The sequence below is a fragment of the Acidisarcina sp. genome (assembly GCA_035539175.1).
In the GTDB taxonomy this organism is placed as follows: Bacteria; Acidobacteriota; Terriglobia; order Terriglobales; family Acidobacteriaceae; genus JANXZS01.
Map to the genome: position 1 here is coordinate 23,863 of DATLIY010000010.1, position 17,137 is coordinate 40,999.

A 17,137-nucleotide genomic window follows, 5' to 3' on the forward strand; every position below is an offset into this window, starting at 1 on the left:
TCAGTGACGCGCTCCGCCGGCCAGAATGAGCGTTTGTCCGGTAACCCACCCCGCATCATCTAAAGCTAGAAACACTGCTGCAGTTGCGATATCTTCCGGACGGGCGATGCGCCCCAGTGGCGTCGACGCTTCGATCTGCCTTTGGAAATCTCCGCCCGCGAAGCCGGCGCTGTGCAATCCTTCGGTTTCTACCATGCCCGGGTTTATGGAGTTCACCCGGATGCGCTTGGGACCCAATTCCGTCGCGAGCGAGACTGTAATGGCGTCAACGGCGGCTTTGGTTGCGCTGTAGACGGAAGCCTTTGGTAACGGCATCCGCCCTACGATCGAGCTAACGTTGACAATAGATCCTCCCTGAGTTCCCATCGACTTCACTGCCTCTTGCGTCGTAAGCAGAAGGCCCAGAACGTTCAAGTCGAACTGCTTGTGAAAGTGTTGGGGCGTGATTGCTCCCAGCGGTTGGTACTCGTAGATACCCGCGTTGTTGATCAGAATGTCGAGCTTTCCGTATATCCGCTTCGTCTCAGAGAATAGCCTTCCTATCTCGTCCTGCTTGGACACGTCCGCCTGAACCGTGATAGCTTGTCCACCTTGAGCGACGATGCGCGCAACTACGGCCTCTGCGTCGCTCCGGCTGCTCGCATAATTGACTATGATCGCGGCGCCCTCCGCCGCCAGATGCTCGGCTATGGATGCTCCAATCCCCTTGGAAGCGCCCGTAACGACAGCAATCCTACCTGTTAGTTTGCCCAATTTGAAACCCCCGCGCATTTGTTGATGCGATTTATAGACTACTTGATCTATAATCTGACACAGGCATGAGCGAAAAAGCAAATTTACAGACTGAACGATCCACTAATACCGATAATCAAACGGCAAATCGTGGGCGCGGTCGGCCGCGTGAATTCGATCGGGAGCAAGGCTTGAGGAAGGCGATGCAGGTCTTCTGGTCCCTGGGCTATGAAGCTACCTCCATGGCAGACCTTCGAGCAGCCCTTGGAATCAATCAAGCGAGTCTTTATGCTGCGTACGGCAATAAAGAGGAATTGTTTCGTGAGGTTGTCACTCTCTACTTGAAAACCGACGGAGTTGCAACGGCGCGCGCACTCGCCAGTGACCTGTCCACGCGCGATGCAATCCACGCCATGCTCCAAGATGGAGTCGATATGTTCACGGCCAACAACACGCCGCGCGGCTGTCTTCTAGTTCTGAGCACAATCAATTGCACGGCGGAGAACAGAAGTATACAGGATTATCTGTCTTCTTTGCGAAAACAGACCCGCGTAGACATTGAGGCTCGTCTACGGCGTGGTCAACGTGAGGGGGACATAGCCAAAAACGCGCCGATCAAAGCAATCGCCGCTTTTTACACAACCGTACTTCACGGCCTATCCATTCAGGCAAGGGACGGCGGTTCACGCAAGACTTTGACAGAGGTCGTGAACACTTCTATGAGCGTGTGGAACCACTTGACCAGCGGTAGCTGATTGGAGTGATTATGAGGCTCGAAACACAGAGAATGGCGAAAAGACAGGGATCGCCCGTGGCGCGCTCCTGCCATTAGAGGAGGAAAAAGGAGTATAGCCGTGAGCAATTCAGATGAACACGATCCAAAACTTAATCATTTTCATGTGTGTTTGCATTGCGGAAGTGCGTTCCGGAGAGAAGAATACGTAGGTAGAGCAATTACCTCCGGCATCTACCATTGTCCGAAATGTGGCCTCGATGGTCCGTTGAATATCGTCATACGTGAGATCAAAGACTCTACAGGAAACAAGGACAGTTCATCTGACATCGGTTCATCCAGCTAGAGGCAAGCGGCCTTGCTGAGATGGAAGGGTGGTCTTCAACTTGCGTCCTGCAGCGCGGACAAATTCGCTTACGAGCCGGGTCTTGTTGTCAGATCGCGTCGCAAGGCGGGTAACAAGTCTTAGTCGATCCTCCACGAGTGGCCGCATCGTAACGCTCTCGGACGCAATTCGCCAAGCTGCATCGCGGGGCAGGAATGCCAATCCCCTATGCGCCAGCACCAGTTCCGACGCTTCCTCTGCGGTCATGACGTAATGCAGGTCCGAAGCAGTAATCCCTTTTTCGGAAGCAGCTTTTTGGATCATCTCGAAAACATGCGGGTTGACATAGGACGCGAGGAGAATCCACTCGCAGGCTTGTAAATCTTCCAAGCGCAGTTCTTTGCGCTCCGCAAGGGAGTCCTCTTGGGACAGGGCAATGTAGAGTGGAACTTCCGCGACTGTTAGGAAGCTGAGAGTAGGCGTGTCTGGAATGGCAGTAACCAATGCCATGTCCAATTTCCCTGTTGCAACCATGCGTGCGAGTTCTTGCGAATAGTTACTCCACAGTTTCACTTTCAGGCCAGGATAGAGAGGAAGCTGAATCGACTGGAGGGTCGTAACCAGAAACGGATCGGTGTAAGCCGACTTCCCGAGATTGAGAACCTCTTCGGCTCCGCGCGATGCCGCCGTGGCGCTCAAAACAGCGCGTTCAGCGTGAAGCAGCGCATTGCGCGCTTCTTGCACAAAATGGCGACCGGCGTCGGTCAATTCGACAAGTTGGTGATTGCGATTGAACAGGCGTGACCCGACCAGGCTTTCTAATTCCATGATTCGCTTGCTCAGTGTCGATTGATCGATGCGCAGCCGTTCGGCTGCACGGGAGAAGTTGAGTTCTTCCGCTAAAACTATCGCGGCCTGAAGCAATCGGATTTCAGGTAGCACCATCGCAATCCTCCAAGATGGGGGCCAAGGCAGGACGGCAAGTACCTCAGTTTCCGCGCGCTATGCGCAGATGCTGAGATTACCGTTCGATGCAGTTCCGGAAAACCGAGTTGCACAAAATTGTTCCAAAGCGCTCGTTATGACTGGCGCGCCTAACGCGTTTCCTACTTTTCATTGGACGATTATTCGGTCGCCGACCAATCTGTTCGTAGCCAATGCGAGCACCCACGCTCGTAAAGCGCGGCAGATTTCAGTGCCACACAGAGGTCAATGGAGGTCGCCTTTATGGGGTCCATGTCAACAACGATGCAAGAGGCAGTCGAACTGCTGCTGACCGCCGAGGAGGTCGCCCTCATGCTGAAGGTCAGCAAGGATTGGGTCTGGGATCACTCCTCGCGGAGACTGCCTTATTTACCGGTTATCCGTATGAGCGACGGTGCCCTGCGCTATCGCGCAAGCGGGATCGAAGAATTCCTGAAAGAGCGGGAACGGGCCTCTCATTTACGGCGCAAACACCGGTAAAATGGAGATGGCCCGCTTATTCCCCCACACAGAAATCCGAGGAATAAATGGGAATCTCACACCAGAAAGGATGGGTCCGTCTTCGCGGCAAGAAGTGGTATGGATACTTCCGCAGAACGGAGTTGGACCCTGAAACGAAGCAATCGAAACTCAATGTCGTGCAGGTCATCCTTGGGCAGAAACCAGAGATGTCGAAGTACGAGGCCAGGGAGAAACTGGAGCGCGAGATTGCCAAACTTGGCGGCCAATCGGTAGGCGATCAATCCGTTGTTAACGGCTCGGTCACTTTCGAGTGGTTCGTCAACAACCGCTACCTGCCAGTGAAAGAGGCGGACTGGAGAGAGGAGACGGCCAAGGTGAAAAAACACCTGATTCAAGCTGATCTCGTCGATACTTTCGGGGACGCGCGCCTTGAAAACATCGACAAATTCTCTCTGCAGACGCATCTCAATCGGCTGGCTCAAACCCGTTCGCGTGACCGCGTGTTGCAAGTCCGGGCGTATATGCAGGCCATCTTTGCCGAAGCTGTTGACCAGGATTTCATCGGAAAAGACCCAGCACGTACGATCAAGGTTCCGGCGCATCTGAAAGAGACCGACAAGACCGTGCTGAGCTGGGATCAGTTGCGGGCTGTCTTGTCCAGGCTCGAACGCCGTGACCAGATTTTGCTTGAACTCGAAATGACCAATGCGCTCCGGCCCAGTGAATTGTTCGGGCTGAAGTGGAAGTGCTTCGATGCGTCAGCTTCCTCGATCAAGATTGAAGAAACCACCTACAAAGGGAAGATTCGTTCTTGGGGCAAGACCAAGGGAAGTCTGACGACGATCCCGATTGCCTCCGACTTAGCGGAGGAACTCCAGGCATGGCGTGAGCAGTGCCGGGAGGAGCAGCGGCGAAAGAAGCATTGGCATGGACCTACCGCAGATGATCCCGAGGGGTTCATCTTTCCGGGACGTAACGGCGGGTTCATCGATTCGGGCAACTACCGGAAGCGCGTACTGCACAGGTTCGCCCAGGAACTGGAGTTGCCGAAACTGACATTCCAGGTGATTCGGCGCACGGTTGCCACATTGGCGCGGAAGAAAGGCGACATAAAGGATGTGCAGGGAGTGTTGCGCCACTCGCGAACGGCCACAACGACGGATGTCTATATGCAGGAACTTCCAGAGGGTGTACGGGCGACGGTGAACTCCATTCACCAGGAACTGACGCGGAAAGGCGGCGGGACTGGCGATGGGGGACCGGGACCTTCAAGACCGTCTGTGAAGAGGGCCAAGGTTCTGAGCTTCAGTACGAGGAAGCCGGTACGGCAAGCTGCTGTAGAAAAGGGAAAGAGCAAAGCAGTTTTTGCAGGCCGTTGAAAATTTGCTGCCAAAATGCTGCCAAGCTGGAAGAAATGGAATCCGCTAAGTTGTTGAGAGAATTGGTGGACCTGATCGGGATCGAACCGATGACCTCTTCCATGCCATGGAAGCGCGCTCCCAGCTGCGCCACAGGCCCACTCAGTGGGGGATACTTCCAGTATTCTCGTTGACTAGACGGAATTCGTCAAACGTTCACGAGAGGCGCCTTTGCCAAAATCCGGCAAGGCGATGGGCACTAGTGATTTGAAACGCATCCTAGAAAAGAACATGAACTTCTCTTTGGACCGCATTGGTCTCCGTTTCCCGTTCTTCACGTTGGCCCTGGCGCTCTCGCTGGGCGTTGTCGCACAGGCCCAGCAGAATGCCGCACAGACTGCTCCCTCGCCAGCAGCGGCGACAACCCCGACCGCCATTACAACCGAGGATGTCGGCCCGGTTGCCGAACAACTTGCCCAGACCCTCTCGGCCATCAACGTAACAAAGTGGAAGGCTCCAAACGAGGTCAAAGGGCAGGCGCAGGGCGACCTCACCTCGATCCAGAGAAATCTGCGGGCAACGCTGCCCGGATTGCTCGATCAGGCCAAGGCTGCTCCCAACACCGTAGCTCCCGCTTTCGCCATCTATCGCAACCTGGGAGCCGTCTATGACGTCTTGCTGCGCGTCTCGGAGACGGCCACGCTGGCAGCACCGCCGCAGGAAGCAGCCGCACTGGACAACGAATTAAGGCGATTGGAGGGCGCGCGGAAGACCCTGGGAAACCAGATCTTCGACGCGGCCTCGGCTCGGGACACGGAGGTCGTGCGACTCCGAGCATCCTCCGCTCAACTGGCTTCGCAGTTGGCAGCCGCACAGGCTCCAGCGAAAAAGGTTGTTGTCAGCGATGGTCCGTCAGCCACTACAAAGAAAAGAAAGAAGAAACCTGCGGCGACCGCCTCTCCCGCCCCTCCACCCACGTACTAAATAATTGCGGTGCAGATGGAAGGCGCTCGTATCTTGAGCGCCTTCAGCATTTTAGGTCTACTTATCCACAGCGGGGGCGAAAATTCAGGGAACATTGCATGCGGTCACTGGTGTCTAAGTATGTAGAGGCTCCTGAACTCCATTTCTCCGATTCCGTGAAAATATTTGGCCCCGGTGAAAAGGTTCTGAGAGCACAACACTCGTACTTCCTGTTACTGTGGAGGAAAATCTACATGCAAGCGGGAACTGCTGTGGGGAACCTTGCGAGTGTTATAGGAATCCGTCAGGAAGAAGTTGTACTCGTCTCTGAACTGCAAGCCGGTTCGGAAGAAGCCTATGCGTGGCTGATTGCAACGTATCATCAGCCCATCTACTCGCTGATTGCGCGCACGATTCTGAACCCGGCAGACGCCTCTGATCTAACGCAGGAAGTCTTCCTCAAGGTTTTCCGCGGTATTAAGAGTTTTCACGGCGAAGCCAGCCTGCGCACCTGGATTTATCGCATCGCAATTCATGAAGCCTCCAACCAGAAAAGATGGTGGTGCCGTCATCAGAGGCACGAGGTCACCATTGAATCCGAAGTAAGCGAACAATGTGATGGATCGCCCATCGCTCTCAAGGAGACTCTGATTGATGAGCGCGAATCTCCCTTTGATCTAGCCGCCCAGCAGGAGATTCGAACCCGCGTGGAAGAGGAGTTGCGGCATGTACCCGATCCCTACCGCACGGTCGTAATTCTGCGCGACATCGAGGGCTTTGGGTATGAAGAGATCGCCGAGATTCTCGACATCAACCTCGGCACCGTCAAATCACGGCTGATGCGGGGACGCGCCCATCTGAAAGCACGTTTGGCAACCTTTGCCGCGGCGGCGGCTCAACGTCCAGTTCGTACCGCGCCAGGGGCGATTTCCATGGCCTCTTGCACAGAGGAGGCCGCCCGATGAATGTATGCGGATCCGTTCGTGCGCAGTTCTCGAGTTACCTGGATGGAATGACCACCGGCAAGGAAATGCAGCAGATCGCATCGCACTTGCAAAGCTGCGCTGACTGCTCCAGGGAATTCAACGAGTGGCGTTATACCCAGTCGGTTCTTGCCCAGATTGGACCGGCAAAGGCCCCGGCCGACCTTGCGCTGCGGCTGCGTGTTGCCATCTCGCAGGAGCGGGCCAAGACTCCAAAGCGCGATCTGGCACGGCTCCAACTGGCATGGGAGAACAGCATCGCCCCATTCCTTCTGCAGGCATCGGCTGGATTTGCGAGTACCGTCCTTTTGCTGGGCACCGTTGCCCTGCTGGTTGGCATGTTTGCTACGCCAGAACCCGTAGAGGCTCGCGACGAACCTCTGGGAATGGCAACTGCTCCACGCTTCCTCTACACCGCCAGCCAGGATGCGACTACGCACATCGGAGAGCGCGACAACCCCGTTGTGGTTGAGGCTTACGTCAATGGCGCGGGCCGTGTCTACGACTTCCACATCGTCTCCGGCCCTCAGGATCCTGCGACCCGTTCGGCTCTGTCGAGCCTGCTGCTGTTCAGCGTCTTTGAGCCGGCGCGGGTCTTTGGAGAGCCGGTACGTGGCGTGGTAGTGCTCTCCTTTGCCGGAGTGGATGTTCGCGGTTAACGCTGTCTCATCCGATAGCGCGTTTGACCCGTGCCTGCGCACTGCATAGACTGAAGTGGTTTCCACATACGTCTATGCAGTTTCGCTTACTTTCGGCTTTTCATCCCGTGCGATTGTTGTTGCATCCGTGGCTCCGCCCCGTGGCGCAGATCCGCCCCATGGCGGATTGCGTGGTGCGATGCGCAGCATCCCTCTGCGTCGCCACCCTGCTTGCCGTGCCGACCGCAGTGCCGACCCTTGCACAACAGGCTCCGGCTCATCCTGAGGGCGCTTCCTCGTCCTCCTCGAACGGACCTGCCGTGGACACGGGAGAACCGGCTGATACGCCGGCCCAAAGTTCCTCTTCCTCGTCGAGGCCTGGGCAGGAGAAGGCACCAGCCCTGGTTGACCGCGCCGGACCCACTATCAGCCTGCAAGTCAGCGAAGCTCTGTTTACGGTGGCAGCCGGGTTGAACGCCTGCGGTTACGACGACGAACTGGAAAGCTCCGACCCCATTCGTCTCCGGGTACGGCAGCAGATGGACGCGGTGCTCCAGACCTCGGAAGAGGCGCGCACAGCACGCGATGGCCTCTGTGCCTATATCTCGCAACACAAGCTTTCCAGCAGCAGCCGCGATCTGGCGCAATATATCTCCCTTGCCCTGTACCTGACGCCGCCACCCGAACTGGCGCCGAGCGTGGATCTGCCGGAGCTGCCGCCGGATTCAACCCAGATTCTCGAGGTTCTGCCGTTACTGCGGAGCTTTGCCAATACAGTGGGTCTGCACGTTGTCTGGGCCGCAAACCGGAATGCTTATGAAGAGCAGGTTGCCCAGCTCCACGATCCCCTGACCAAGATGATTCTGGCGACCAATGTCTATCTGAAGATGCCGACCAGTACGTACGATGGGAGGCGTTTTCTCGTGGTTCTGGAGCCGATGCTGGCTCCTGGCGACATCAATGCTCGCATCTATGCATCGGATTATCTGGTCGTGGCCTCGCCCGTCAATGGGAAGATACGGATGACGGACGTGCGCCACGCCTACCTGCATTACGAAATTGAGCCGCTGCTCTTCTCGCGAGCGTCCTCCACCGATCGCCTTCTCCCTATCCTCAAAACGGTTCGTGAGGCGCCGCTGGATTATGTCTTCCGCAGCGATATCGTGTCGCTTGTGGTGGAGTGCCTGGTGCGCGCCATTGAGGCCCGTACCATGGACACGGGCATCCCGGAATACAAGGTTCCCGCCAATGTACGTCGCAGTGACCTCGAACGCGTCGATCGCGAACGCACGCAATACCAGCAGAAGACCGAGGCTATCCGCCAGCAGAGTGTGCGGGAATCCATGTCCCATGGCTACGTGCTTACGAACTACTTTTACGACGCGCTCAAATCCTTCGAAAATGATCCGGCCAGTCTGAAGGACAGCATCGGCGAGATGGTCTATGGAATGGATGTCGATACCCAGATCCGCCGCATCAAGAACATCGAGTTTGCGCAGGAGGGATCGCAGGATGTCCTCCGCCGGAGCCCGAGGCAACTTCGCGGACTTGACCTGGCCGAGCTGAAGTTGATCAAGGGCGACACTGCCGCAGCGGCGGACCTCGCGCAGAAAGCTCTTGCGCAACACACCAGCGACGCCGCGCGAGCCAACTTTATCCTCGCCCGGTGCGCGATTCTCAACCGCAATACACAGGACGCTGTCGATCGATTCGAGGAGACCATCCGTGTCTCCAAGGAACCGCGCATGCTGGCGTGGTCGCACATCTATCTCGGCAGGATCTATGACATTAACGATCGTCGTGAGGATGCGGTAGAGGAGTACAAGGCGGCATTGACGGTACGGGATGGCCAGGCCGATACCCGCCTGGCAGCCGAAAAAGGACTGAAGGAGCCCTGGGCTGTCCCCCAGCACAAGCCTGCCGGCAACGATGCCGCTCCAGTCGCCGCAAAACCGTAAACCCTTAGCTACCATTGCTGCGGCTGCCTGCAACATACTGCGATGCCGCAGCAAAAAGAAAAATCGTCTAAAGTAAGCAAAGGGAAGAAACATGGAGGGTTTGGCAAAGGTCGAAGAGCTTTTGGGGTATACCTTCCACAGGAAACCTCTGCTGACGCTGGCCCTGACCCATAGCTCCCTGGCATATGAAAATGCCGCCGAACAGGCCCACGATGCCGGCAAGGCATCCAAAATAAAGAAAGACCGCGAGAGCGGAGCAAAGCAAGACAGCGAGAGCGGCGGGGCCTCAGACAACGAGCAACTGGAGTTTCTGGGAGATGCCGTTCTCGGTTTACTGGTAGCGACCTCCCTATACTCACGCTATCCGGAGCTGAACGAAGGCGAGTTGACCCGCTTACGCGCGAATCTGGTCAGCCGCAGGCACTTGGGCCAGATCGGAGCCTCGCTCCAACTCGGCAACTACATTCTGCTGGGCAAGGGCGAAGAACGCAGCGGAGGCAGAAAAAAAACAGCCCTGCTGGCCAATTGCATGGAAGCCCTGATGGGTGCACTCTATCTGGACGGCGGGTTGGAAGCTGCAGCAAACTTCGTGGAGCGCACCGTAGTTGGGCCATTCTGCGGGGAGTTGCGCCAGAAGCTGCGCGGCGACGGAGTCATCGGCGACCACAAATCCGCTCTGCAGGAGCTGCTGCAGGCACAGAAGAGCGGGACGCCGGAGTACGTGGTCAAGGGTGAAAGCGGTCCCGACCATCGCAAACGCTTCCTGGTAGAGGTTCGGCTTGCTGACCAGCCGGTTCGCAGCAAGGCGCTTGCGCGTGGCATCGGATCGACGAAAAAGAAGGCCGAGCAAGAAGCTGCGCGGCGCGCTTTTGAACGATTGCGCCAGCAGACCGAGGCCCTAAACCCAGCGTCGGAGATATAGAAGTTTTGAGCGAGCAGCAGTCATCCGAGTTTCCGGACTCCTACTCCCCCGCGCAGACCGAGACGCCCACGGTCGCAGGCACGGTCGCGCCTGTGCCGCTTCCGCCTCAACCTGAGATCATCTTCCCCAGCCCGCTGGAGACCTTTGCCTCCCTGATGGGCATCATTGTCATTGCACTCTTTTTACTCACGTTCGTGGTCCAGCCCTTCCGCATCCCGTCCGAGTCGATGGAAAAGACCCTACTCGTAGGCGACTTTCTGCTGGTGAACAAGGCCATCTACGGGCCGAATGGCCACTGGGGAGAGGTGCTGCCCTATCAGCAGGTACACCGCGGGGATATCGTCGTCTTCCACTTCCCGCTCGATCCCAGCGATCACGTGGTCAAGCGGGTCGCGGGTCTTCCGGGGGATCGAATCCACCTCGACCACGGACAGTTGTTCGTCAACGGCGCACCGGTCTCGGAGCCGTATGCGGTCTTTGAAGACATAAGCCACGATAGCTTCCGCGACCAGTTCCCCGCGCAGATCTATACCGATCCCGGCGTGGATACGCACTGGTGGATGCAGATGCGCAAGGACGTACGCAACGGAGAGCTTATCGTCCCGCAGGACTCCTACTTCGTTCTCGGAGACAATCGCGACCATAGCCGCGACAGCCGGTACTGGGGATTCGTGCCCATGCAGAACATCGTCGGCAGGCCATTCGTGATCTACTTTTCGCTGCGCCGTCCGTCGGCAACCGAAGCAATGCAGGATGATAGACTTGGACACGGGAAAGTTCCGGCAAAGGACGTCGTAAGTTTTGCCCGCTGGAACAGAATGTTCCGGGTTGTGCGTTAAAGCATTTTCCCTGGCAGCAGAATCCAAGGCATTGCAATCCTTTGCGAGAGAAACGTTGCAGGAGACGATGGACCAAACCCCGGCGGAACAGAGCAGCCAATCGATCAAGCCAGTAGAGGAGACTCCTTTCGAGGCACTCGCCTCTATCTGCAGCGTTCTGGTGATTGGCTTATTCGTGCTCACCTTCATCTTCCAGAATTTTGAAATCCCTTCCTCCTCGATGGAGAAGACCCTGCTGATTGGCGATCACGTGCTGGTTGACCGGATTGCACTGGCGCCGCCTTCCAACTGGATGCCGCTCGCCCACTATCGCAATGTCAGGCGCGGCGACATCATTGTGTTCTTCAAGCCCGGGGAACCGGATCTGTACCTGGTAAAGCGCGTGGTGGGTATCCCGGGCGACCGTATTCACCTGCGCAACGGCATCGTGTATCTGAACGGGCAGGAGCAGAACGAGCCGCAGGCCGCCAAGCCGAGCGATGTTGACTACTACCCCTATCGCGACGACTTCCCCGCCATCAAGCCGGGAGAAGGCAGTGACGTAACCGCCAGCTGGGCGCTGGACTTGCCGGAACATATTCAGGGCGAGGATCTGGTGGTGCCTGCGGGACAATACTTTGCCATGGGAGACAATCGCACGGTCAGCCTCGATAGCCGCTACTGGGGCTTCGTTCCCCGGGCGAATATCGTCGGCAGACCACTGTTCGTCTACTGGTCCTTCATTACACCGAGCGACCAGATTAATAAACAAAGCGCGGGCGACCGAATCAGCTTTATCGGCCACATGGTTCTCCACTTCTTCGACCAGACGCGCTGGAGTCGAACCCTGCACATCGTGCGCTAGGAAGGAACGACTTGGACTCCGGATCTAGCGCCTCCCCGCTTGCTGCAAAGCCATCGTGGGCCAAATGGCTGCTGCTGATTTCGATCGTCCTGCTGATCGCGGCGGTAGTGCTGCCTCCACTCTTCAATATCAGCCGCTACAAGCGCCGCATCGCCACCAGCATCAGCTCCAGTATCGGCAGACCGGTACACATGTCCACCGTCCGCCTGCACCTTTTGCCAGTGCCAGGCTTTGAGATCTCCGACTTCGAGGTAGAGGAAGACCCCGCATTCGGAGACGAGCCGATGCTGCGCTCCGCCAATGTGATCGCGTCCATCCGGCTCTCCTCCTTGTGGCGCGGACGGCTGGAGATCGGTCGCATCAGCTTCGATGAGCCGAGCCTGAACCTCGCGCGCGATGGCCAGGGCCACTGGAACTTTGACTCAATCCTCGTCAAGGCTTCGCAGAGCGAGATCGCTCCCACCGTGCAGAGCCGCCCTGGCGCAACCCTGCGCTTCCCATACATCGCGGCCAGGAATGCGCGGATCAACTTTAAACAGGGCTACGAAAAGCAGCCCCTGTCCTTTTTGAATGCCGACGTCTCTATTTGGCTCGATCAGCCGGGGCAATGGAGATTGAGATTCGAGGCGCAGCCGGTTCGCACCGATCTCGACCTCGCACTCTCCGATACCGGCCTTGTCCGCATGGACGGAACCTTCCACCGCGCGACGGAGCTGCAACAGGTGGGGATGGTGCTCCATGCCGAATGGGTCAAGGCTCCGCTGGGCCAACTCAGCCGCCTGCTGGCTGGCCGAGATATGGGCTGGCGCGGCGATCTTGACGTTCGCGCAGACATTACAGGCACCGCGGCCAATGCACAGATCAAGGCGAGAATCCGCGCCAATGGCGTGCACCGCCTTGAATTTGCGCCGCTGGAGCCGCTGGACATGGACGCAACCTGCCAGGGCAGCTACCTTGACGGCACCAGCTCGCTCGAAGGCCTGGCCTGCACCTCACCCATCGGCAACGGAAAATTGATGCTCGCCGGGTCCGTCCACGCTCTTTCCACACAGCCGCAGCCCGACGTGCAGCTTCACATGGAGAAGGTTCCGGTCTCCGCCTTGCTGGAGTCGATTCGCTCCATCCGTAGCGACTTTGCTCCCAGCCTGCGCGCGCGCGGCACCGTCGACGGCGACTTTCGCTTCGGTCCCCAGGAAGGCTATGCCGACGCGATCCTGGATGGCTCCGCTACGGTGAATGCGCTCGAGCTGGCGATGCCCGATCTGGAAAAGCCGCTACTCATTCCGCAGATAAAGCTGGCAACAACCGACGGCAAGCCGGTTGAGGAGCCGCACCCGGCGCATCGCGGCCACCGTAAGCTGCAAGCGGCAGCACCGGCCGTTCTTGAGCCGGCTCTCCTGTTGAAGCCGTTCGCGCTGACAGGAACGGGCGCCTCGCCCTTGATGGCCGATGGCCGCTTCACCGCAAAGAATTTCTCCTTTCACCTTGCCGGAGAAGCCCCCATCAAGGACCTGACAGCCATTGGAAAGAATTTCGGATTCCTGGCCTCCGCGCTTGCACCGCTGGCACGGCAAGGGGAGGCCGCAATCGACCTGACGATTCACGGCCCATGGCTGGTGCCGGTCAGCGATGTGGATCACCCCGTGGCGGTCGATACCGCCGAGGGCACGCTTCAGCTCCGCAACGCGCGCATCGCTTCCGGTTTTCTGCCAGCGCCGGTGGATGTGGCCTCAGCCACGGCTACCTTCAGCGAAGATCAGGTGTCGTGGACACCATTCTCCTTTACCTATGCCGGAATCAGCGGAGAGGGTGCTCTTCGCTATCGCATTCCATGCCATCTGGAGAAGGGCTGTGGCGCCGAGTTCGCTCTGCGCTTCCCCGCCCTGGACGCTACCCACGTTGAAGCCGCCCTGCTGGGTGGTAGCGAGCGCGAAGGGAAGCTCAAGGATCTGCTGGCCCGCATCGATGGCCGCACATCCCTTCCCTGGCCAGCGATGAAGGGTACGGTCGAAGCGGGTACGCTCACGCTCTCTGAAATGGCGGTCCACGATGTCCGTGCGACGCTCGTCATTGACGGCAACCATGTACAGATCTCGTCTCTCGATGGGCATGCGCTGGGAGGCACTCTGCATGCCAGCGGAGCACTCGACGCAACCGGCGGCAAGCCTCACTACGCGGCCGATGTCGAACTCACCAGGACCAATGCCGCCGAGATCGCGCCTCTCTTCCACGAGAAATGGGGGAGCGGCACGCTCAGCCTCAACACCCATTTCGACGTCACCGGATATACCGACAATGAGTTTGAGTCCTCGGCCAGAGGCAGCTATCGCTGGGATTGGACGCGCGGCTCCTTCTTCGCCGACGGCAGCTCGCCGCTCTCCCGCTTTGATCGTTTTCAGGCTGAAGGCGCCATCGCGAACCAGCAGCTCACGATCGAGCACAGCACACTCACGCGCGGAGGCCAGTCCGTCGCGGCCAGTGGAAGCATTTCCTTTGATCGGGCGCTGAAATTAAGCCTTAGCGAGGACGGCTCGACCAGCCTCGTAACGGGCACACTCCAGAAGCCCGTCCTCGAGCCAACAGCCGCCAAGCCGGTGAAGCACTCCAGCCGGACCAGTCCCTAAAAGCTAGCCGAACCAGTCCTTAGCGCCAGCCGCAGCCAACCTACTGCGCAGGAGTGTTGTCGAGCATGCGCGAGTGCTCGCTGGAGGCGACTTCCGGCACGCTTCCGTCATTCACCGTGACCTCAACCGGGGTGCCCTGAATCACGATGCGATGCGTGGTGTGCGTCCGCGCCGGAAGGCGCACGCGATCCGTCACCTTTGTGTCCTGCGAGCGCACGCTCACCGGCACCTCCGTCTGCACGTATCCATCGTTAGCAATTTCCACCGCCACCAGGTAGGACCCGATCACCGAGCTCTTGCTGGGAAAGACTCCGGCAATCGACAGGTCGGGGAGTCCCTTGTCGTGGTATACCCAGTCATCGAAGAACCACTGCAAATCATTCTTCCGGCTGGCCTGCTCCAGCAGACGCTCAAAGTATTCCGGCGTAAGGTCGTCGGCGGGCTTGTAGCCGCGCAATGCGGCGGAGAGCGCATTTTCCCCAGCCAGATCGCGCAGCATCCATAGCACGTAGCTCGCCTTCGTTCGATAGTAGATCGCATCGGAAGTATCGGTCAGCGACTCGCCAGCCTCTCCTCCGGGGCTGCCCGGCTCCGCGATTGTGAGAGCGCTCCTGCTGCCATCCATGGCCTGAATGGCAGCTGCACGTCCCCGCATTCTCTCGATCCACAGGTTCGCCATAAAGTGCGCTACGCCCTCATTCAGCCACTCCCGCGGAGACGAGAAGTAGGCATGCGCCAGGGCGTGGCTCAGGGGCCCGGTCAGTTGTTCCGGCTTGGCATCCGCCATGGGCAGAAACAACGCCGCGCCAACCTCATAAGGAGAGTCCTCTGCCTCGGGAAGATCCAGGATCGTCAGCGGCGTCTTCGCATTGGAGCCGAGCCACTCGCGCAACAGGGGCTGCACCATGGTCGCCGCCGTCATGTAGGACTGAACATTGACCTCATTGGCGCCCCTCGTAAACATCCGCAAGCCATCCCCATCGTGACGATAGCGGTTCGCGATGAAGATGCTTGGCGTTGCAAAGCCAAGCGTCGTGGCAGGCAGGCTGCACTGGATGACCTGGGGGACGTTCGGCGAGGGCGCCTCTCCGGGCGGCGGTCCCTGGACGGGAACGCTATGCCCATTCAGCACCGCGACATTGGGGGCGACTCCGAAGAAGTCCTGCGTCACCTGCATGCTGACCTTCGCGGCCGACTGCTTCCGCTTTTGCCGCCCAATCTCGGTGAAGAGCCGCGCGCCATCGCCCAGCATCACCGGCACCGACGACGTCGGATACCAGATCACGTTGCCAAATCCACGCAGCCCGACAAAATTCTCCGAAATGCGATCCCAATCCGAGTGTCGGGCCAGGTCAGCCGGCGTGCCGATTGCCTCCAGCCGGTGAGCGGTCAGCGGAATACGTCCGCTATACACCACATCCAGCGTCAGATCCTTCCCCGCGGCGAGCGGCTGCGGCAGCACCACCACCGCTTCGTGCAACTGGCCGGTATGGTCCGCGTCGCTCTGCACTGTCTGGCGGCCAAAGACAGCTTCACGTCCCGCTATCCGGATCGATTGCCAGATAAGCGTCGAGGAGAGTTGCAAGGGTAGATGGGCCAGCGGTTTATCCGAAGTATTGCGGACCTTGATAAGCGCGCGCACTGCCAGCGACTCGGTTTGCGGCGTCAGGCGAACATCGAGATCGTAGCCCGTAAAGGTCGCCGCGTCGCGCTCCGCGTCCGTGGCCTTCGGTCCGGAATTCGCCTCTCCGCGCATCGTCTGACCTGCGTCCACACCCTTCGCCGGGTGGGACGTCCCCGCCGTCTTCGAATGGCTCTGGGGAGACTTGTGGGCGGTGGTAGTAGAGACCTGCGCCCGGGAACTCGCAGGCACCAGTAAAAGTATCGAGACAAGAGAGATGCGCGCTGCCGCAGCCGGAAGCAGCCTCATGAGCCAAGCCCCTTCTGCTTCTTTGGCTTTGCTGGTTCCGCAGCCGGAGTGCGGCTGCCGCGACTGGCCACGCGCCGTTGGCGAGCCGCCTCGTACAGCACGACAGCTCCGGCCGCGGAGACGTTCAACGAGGAAACCGCACCCGCCATGGGGATTCGCATCAGATGGTCGCAGGTGCGGCGAACCAGATCATGCAACCCGTGGCCTTCGTTGCCGAGCACCAGCGCGCACTCGCCGGTATAGTCAAACTCGTCGTAGTCCATGGTGCCGCGCTCATCTAAACCGATGCACCAGATGTTCCGCTTCTTGATCTCCTCCAGCGCGCGCACCAGGTTCACGACCCGCGCCATGCGAACATGCTCAGCGGCACCGGCTGAAGCCTTCACCGCGACGGCGCTCAGGGGGGCAGCGCGGCGCTCCGTCAGCACCACACCGGTGACTCCGGCGCCATCGGCCGTCCGCAACAGAGCCCCCAGGTTCTGTGGATCCTCCACCCCATCCAACGCCAGCAGAAACCGCTGGTGATCCGGCGTTTCCAGCAGATCTTCCAGTTCGAGCGGCGCCTGCCCGCGAACGAGCGCGACTACGCCCTGGTGCGCGGTAGTCTTCGCCAGATGAGTGAGATGTTCCCGCGGTTCCACGCGAAGGCTTACCCCAGCCTGGCGGCAGGCATCGATAATCTGCTGAAGACGCTGATCCTGTCGCTCCCGCGCGACGCAAACGTGGTCAAAACGACGCTTGCCGGCCTTCAACGCCTCTTCCACCGGGTGCAGACCGTATAGTATTTCCATTCTTAGCAGTCTATTCCATGTCCCGCTTGCGCCATCCGGCCACCTCCTCTC

At 58.8% G+C, this 17,137-nt stretch carries 15 protein-coding genes and 1 tRNA gene; 11 read left to right on the plus strand and 5 right to left on the minus strand.

Going from position 1 to position 17,137, the window contains the following annotated elements; all coding sequences use genetic code 11:
* Window positions 1–753, minus strand: a complete 753-nt coding sequence (locus VM554_13900) for a glucose 1-dehydrogenase (protein HVJ09468.1) — start codon at window positions 751–753, stop codon at window positions 1–3.
* A gap of 65 nt (window positions 754–818) precedes the next feature.
* Here VM554_13900 and VM554_13905 point away from each other — a divergent pair, with 65 nt between their 5' ends.
* Window positions 819–1,487: a TetR/AcrR family transcriptional regulator gene (locus VM554_13905; GenBank protein ID HVJ09469.1), complete on the plus strand. Its 669-nt coding sequence runs from the start codon at window positions 819–821 to the stop codon at window positions 1,485–1,487.
* 312 nt (window positions 1,488–1,799) lie between these two features.
* On the opposite strand, the gene VM554_13910 is transcribed toward VM554_13905, so the two are convergent.
* Entirely contained in the window at window positions 1,800–2,735 is a 936-nt protein-coding gene (locus VM554_13910) for a LysR family transcriptional regulator (GenBank protein ID HVJ09470.1), read from the minus strand.
* A gap of 282 nt (window positions 2,736–3,017) precedes the next feature.
* Here VM554_13910 and VM554_13915 point away from each other — a divergent pair, with 282 nt between their 5' ends.
* Together VM554_13915 and VM554_13920 are read left to right on the plus strand one after the other, a co-directional pair.
* Window positions 3,018–3,254, plus strand: a complete 237-nt coding sequence (locus VM554_13915; GenBank protein HVJ09471.1) for a helix-turn-helix domain-containing protein — start codon at window positions 3,018–3,020, stop codon at window positions 3,252–3,254.
* A gap of 47 nt (window positions 3,255–3,301) precedes the next feature.
* Complete coding sequence (locus VM554_13920) at window positions 3,302–4,615, plus strand: site-specific integrase (protein HVJ09472.1); 1,314 nt, start codon at window positions 3,302–3,304, stop codon at window positions 4,613–4,615.
* Between the two features lie 63 nt (window positions 4,616–4,678).
* On the opposite strand, the gene VM554_13925 is transcribed toward VM554_13920, so the two are convergent.
* Window positions 4,679–4,754 (minus strand) — tRNA-Ala (locus VM554_13925).
* 131 nt (window positions 4,755–4,885) lie between these two features.
* On the opposite strand from VM554_13925, the gene VM554_13930 reads away from it, so the two are divergent.
* From VM554_13930 to VM554_13965, 8 genes are all read left to right on the plus strand, one after another.
* A complete protein-coding gene (locus tag VM554_13930) occupies window positions 4,886–5,578 on the plus strand; it encodes a hypothetical protein (GenBank protein HVJ09473.1) in 693 nt (230 codons plus the stop codon).
* Window positions 5,579–5,811: 233 nt separating this feature from the next.
* Complete coding sequence (locus VM554_13935; protein ID HVJ09474.1) at window positions 5,812–6,522, plus strand: sigma-70 family RNA polymerase sigma factor; 711 nt, start codon at window positions 5,812–5,814, stop codon at window positions 6,520–6,522.
* Complete coding sequence (locus VM554_13940) at window positions 6,519–7,199, plus strand: zf-HC2 domain-containing protein (GenBank protein ID HVJ09475.1); 681 nt, start codon at window positions 6,519–6,521, stop codon at window positions 7,197–7,199. The genes VM554_13935 and VM554_13940 overlap by 4 nt, the downstream gene beginning before the upstream one ends.
* A 74-nt stretch (window positions 7,200–7,273) precedes the next feature.
* Window positions 7,274–9,136, plus strand: a complete 1,863-nt coding sequence (locus VM554_13945; GenBank protein HVJ09476.1) for a hypothetical protein — start codon at window positions 7,274–7,276, stop codon at window positions 9,134–9,136.
* Between the two features lie 100 nt (window positions 9,137–9,236).
* The gene (rnc, locus tag VM554_13950) at window positions 9,237–10,058 is read left to right on the plus strand and encodes a ribonuclease III (GenBank protein ID HVJ09477.1); all 822 of its coding nucleotides are present in this window, start codon (window positions 9,237–9,239) and stop codon (window positions 10,056–10,058) included.
* 5 nt (window positions 10,059–10,063) lie between these two features.
* Window positions 10,064–10,897 carry a signal peptidase I gene (gene lepB, locus VM554_13955; GenBank protein HVJ09478.1) on the plus strand — a complete coding sequence of 278 codons (834 nt, stop codon included), beginning with the start codon at window positions 10,064–10,066 and terminating at the stop codon, window positions 10,895–10,897.
* Between the two features lie 67 nt (window positions 10,898–10,964).
* Window positions 10,965–11,741: a signal peptidase I gene (lepB, locus tag VM554_13960; GenBank protein HVJ09479.1), complete on the plus strand. Its 777-nt coding sequence runs from the start codon at window positions 10,965–10,967 to the stop codon at window positions 11,739–11,741.
* Between the two features lie 11 nt (window positions 11,742–11,752).
* Window positions 11,753–14,365, plus strand: a complete 2,613-nt coding sequence (locus VM554_13965; protein ID HVJ09480.1) for an AsmA family protein — start codon at window positions 11,753–11,755, stop codon at window positions 14,363–14,365.
* A gap of 40 nt (window positions 14,366–14,405) precedes the next feature.
* On the opposite strand, the gene VM554_13970 is transcribed toward VM554_13965, so the two are convergent.
* Together VM554_13970 and rlmB are read right to left on the minus strand one after the other, a co-directional pair.
* Window positions 14,406–16,295, minus strand: a complete 1,890-nt coding sequence (locus VM554_13970) for a hypothetical protein (protein HVJ09481.1) — start codon at window positions 16,293–16,295, stop codon at window positions 14,406–14,408.
* Window positions 16,292–17,086, minus strand: coding sequence for a 23S rRNA (guanosine(2251)-2'-O)-methyltransferase RlmB (gene rlmB, locus VM554_13975; GenBank protein HVJ09482.1), 795 nt, complete (start codon window positions 17,084–17,086; stop codon window positions 16,292–16,294). The genes VM554_13970 and rlmB overlap by 4 nt, the downstream gene beginning before the upstream one ends.
* Window positions 17,087–17,137 lie beyond the last annotated feature (51 nt).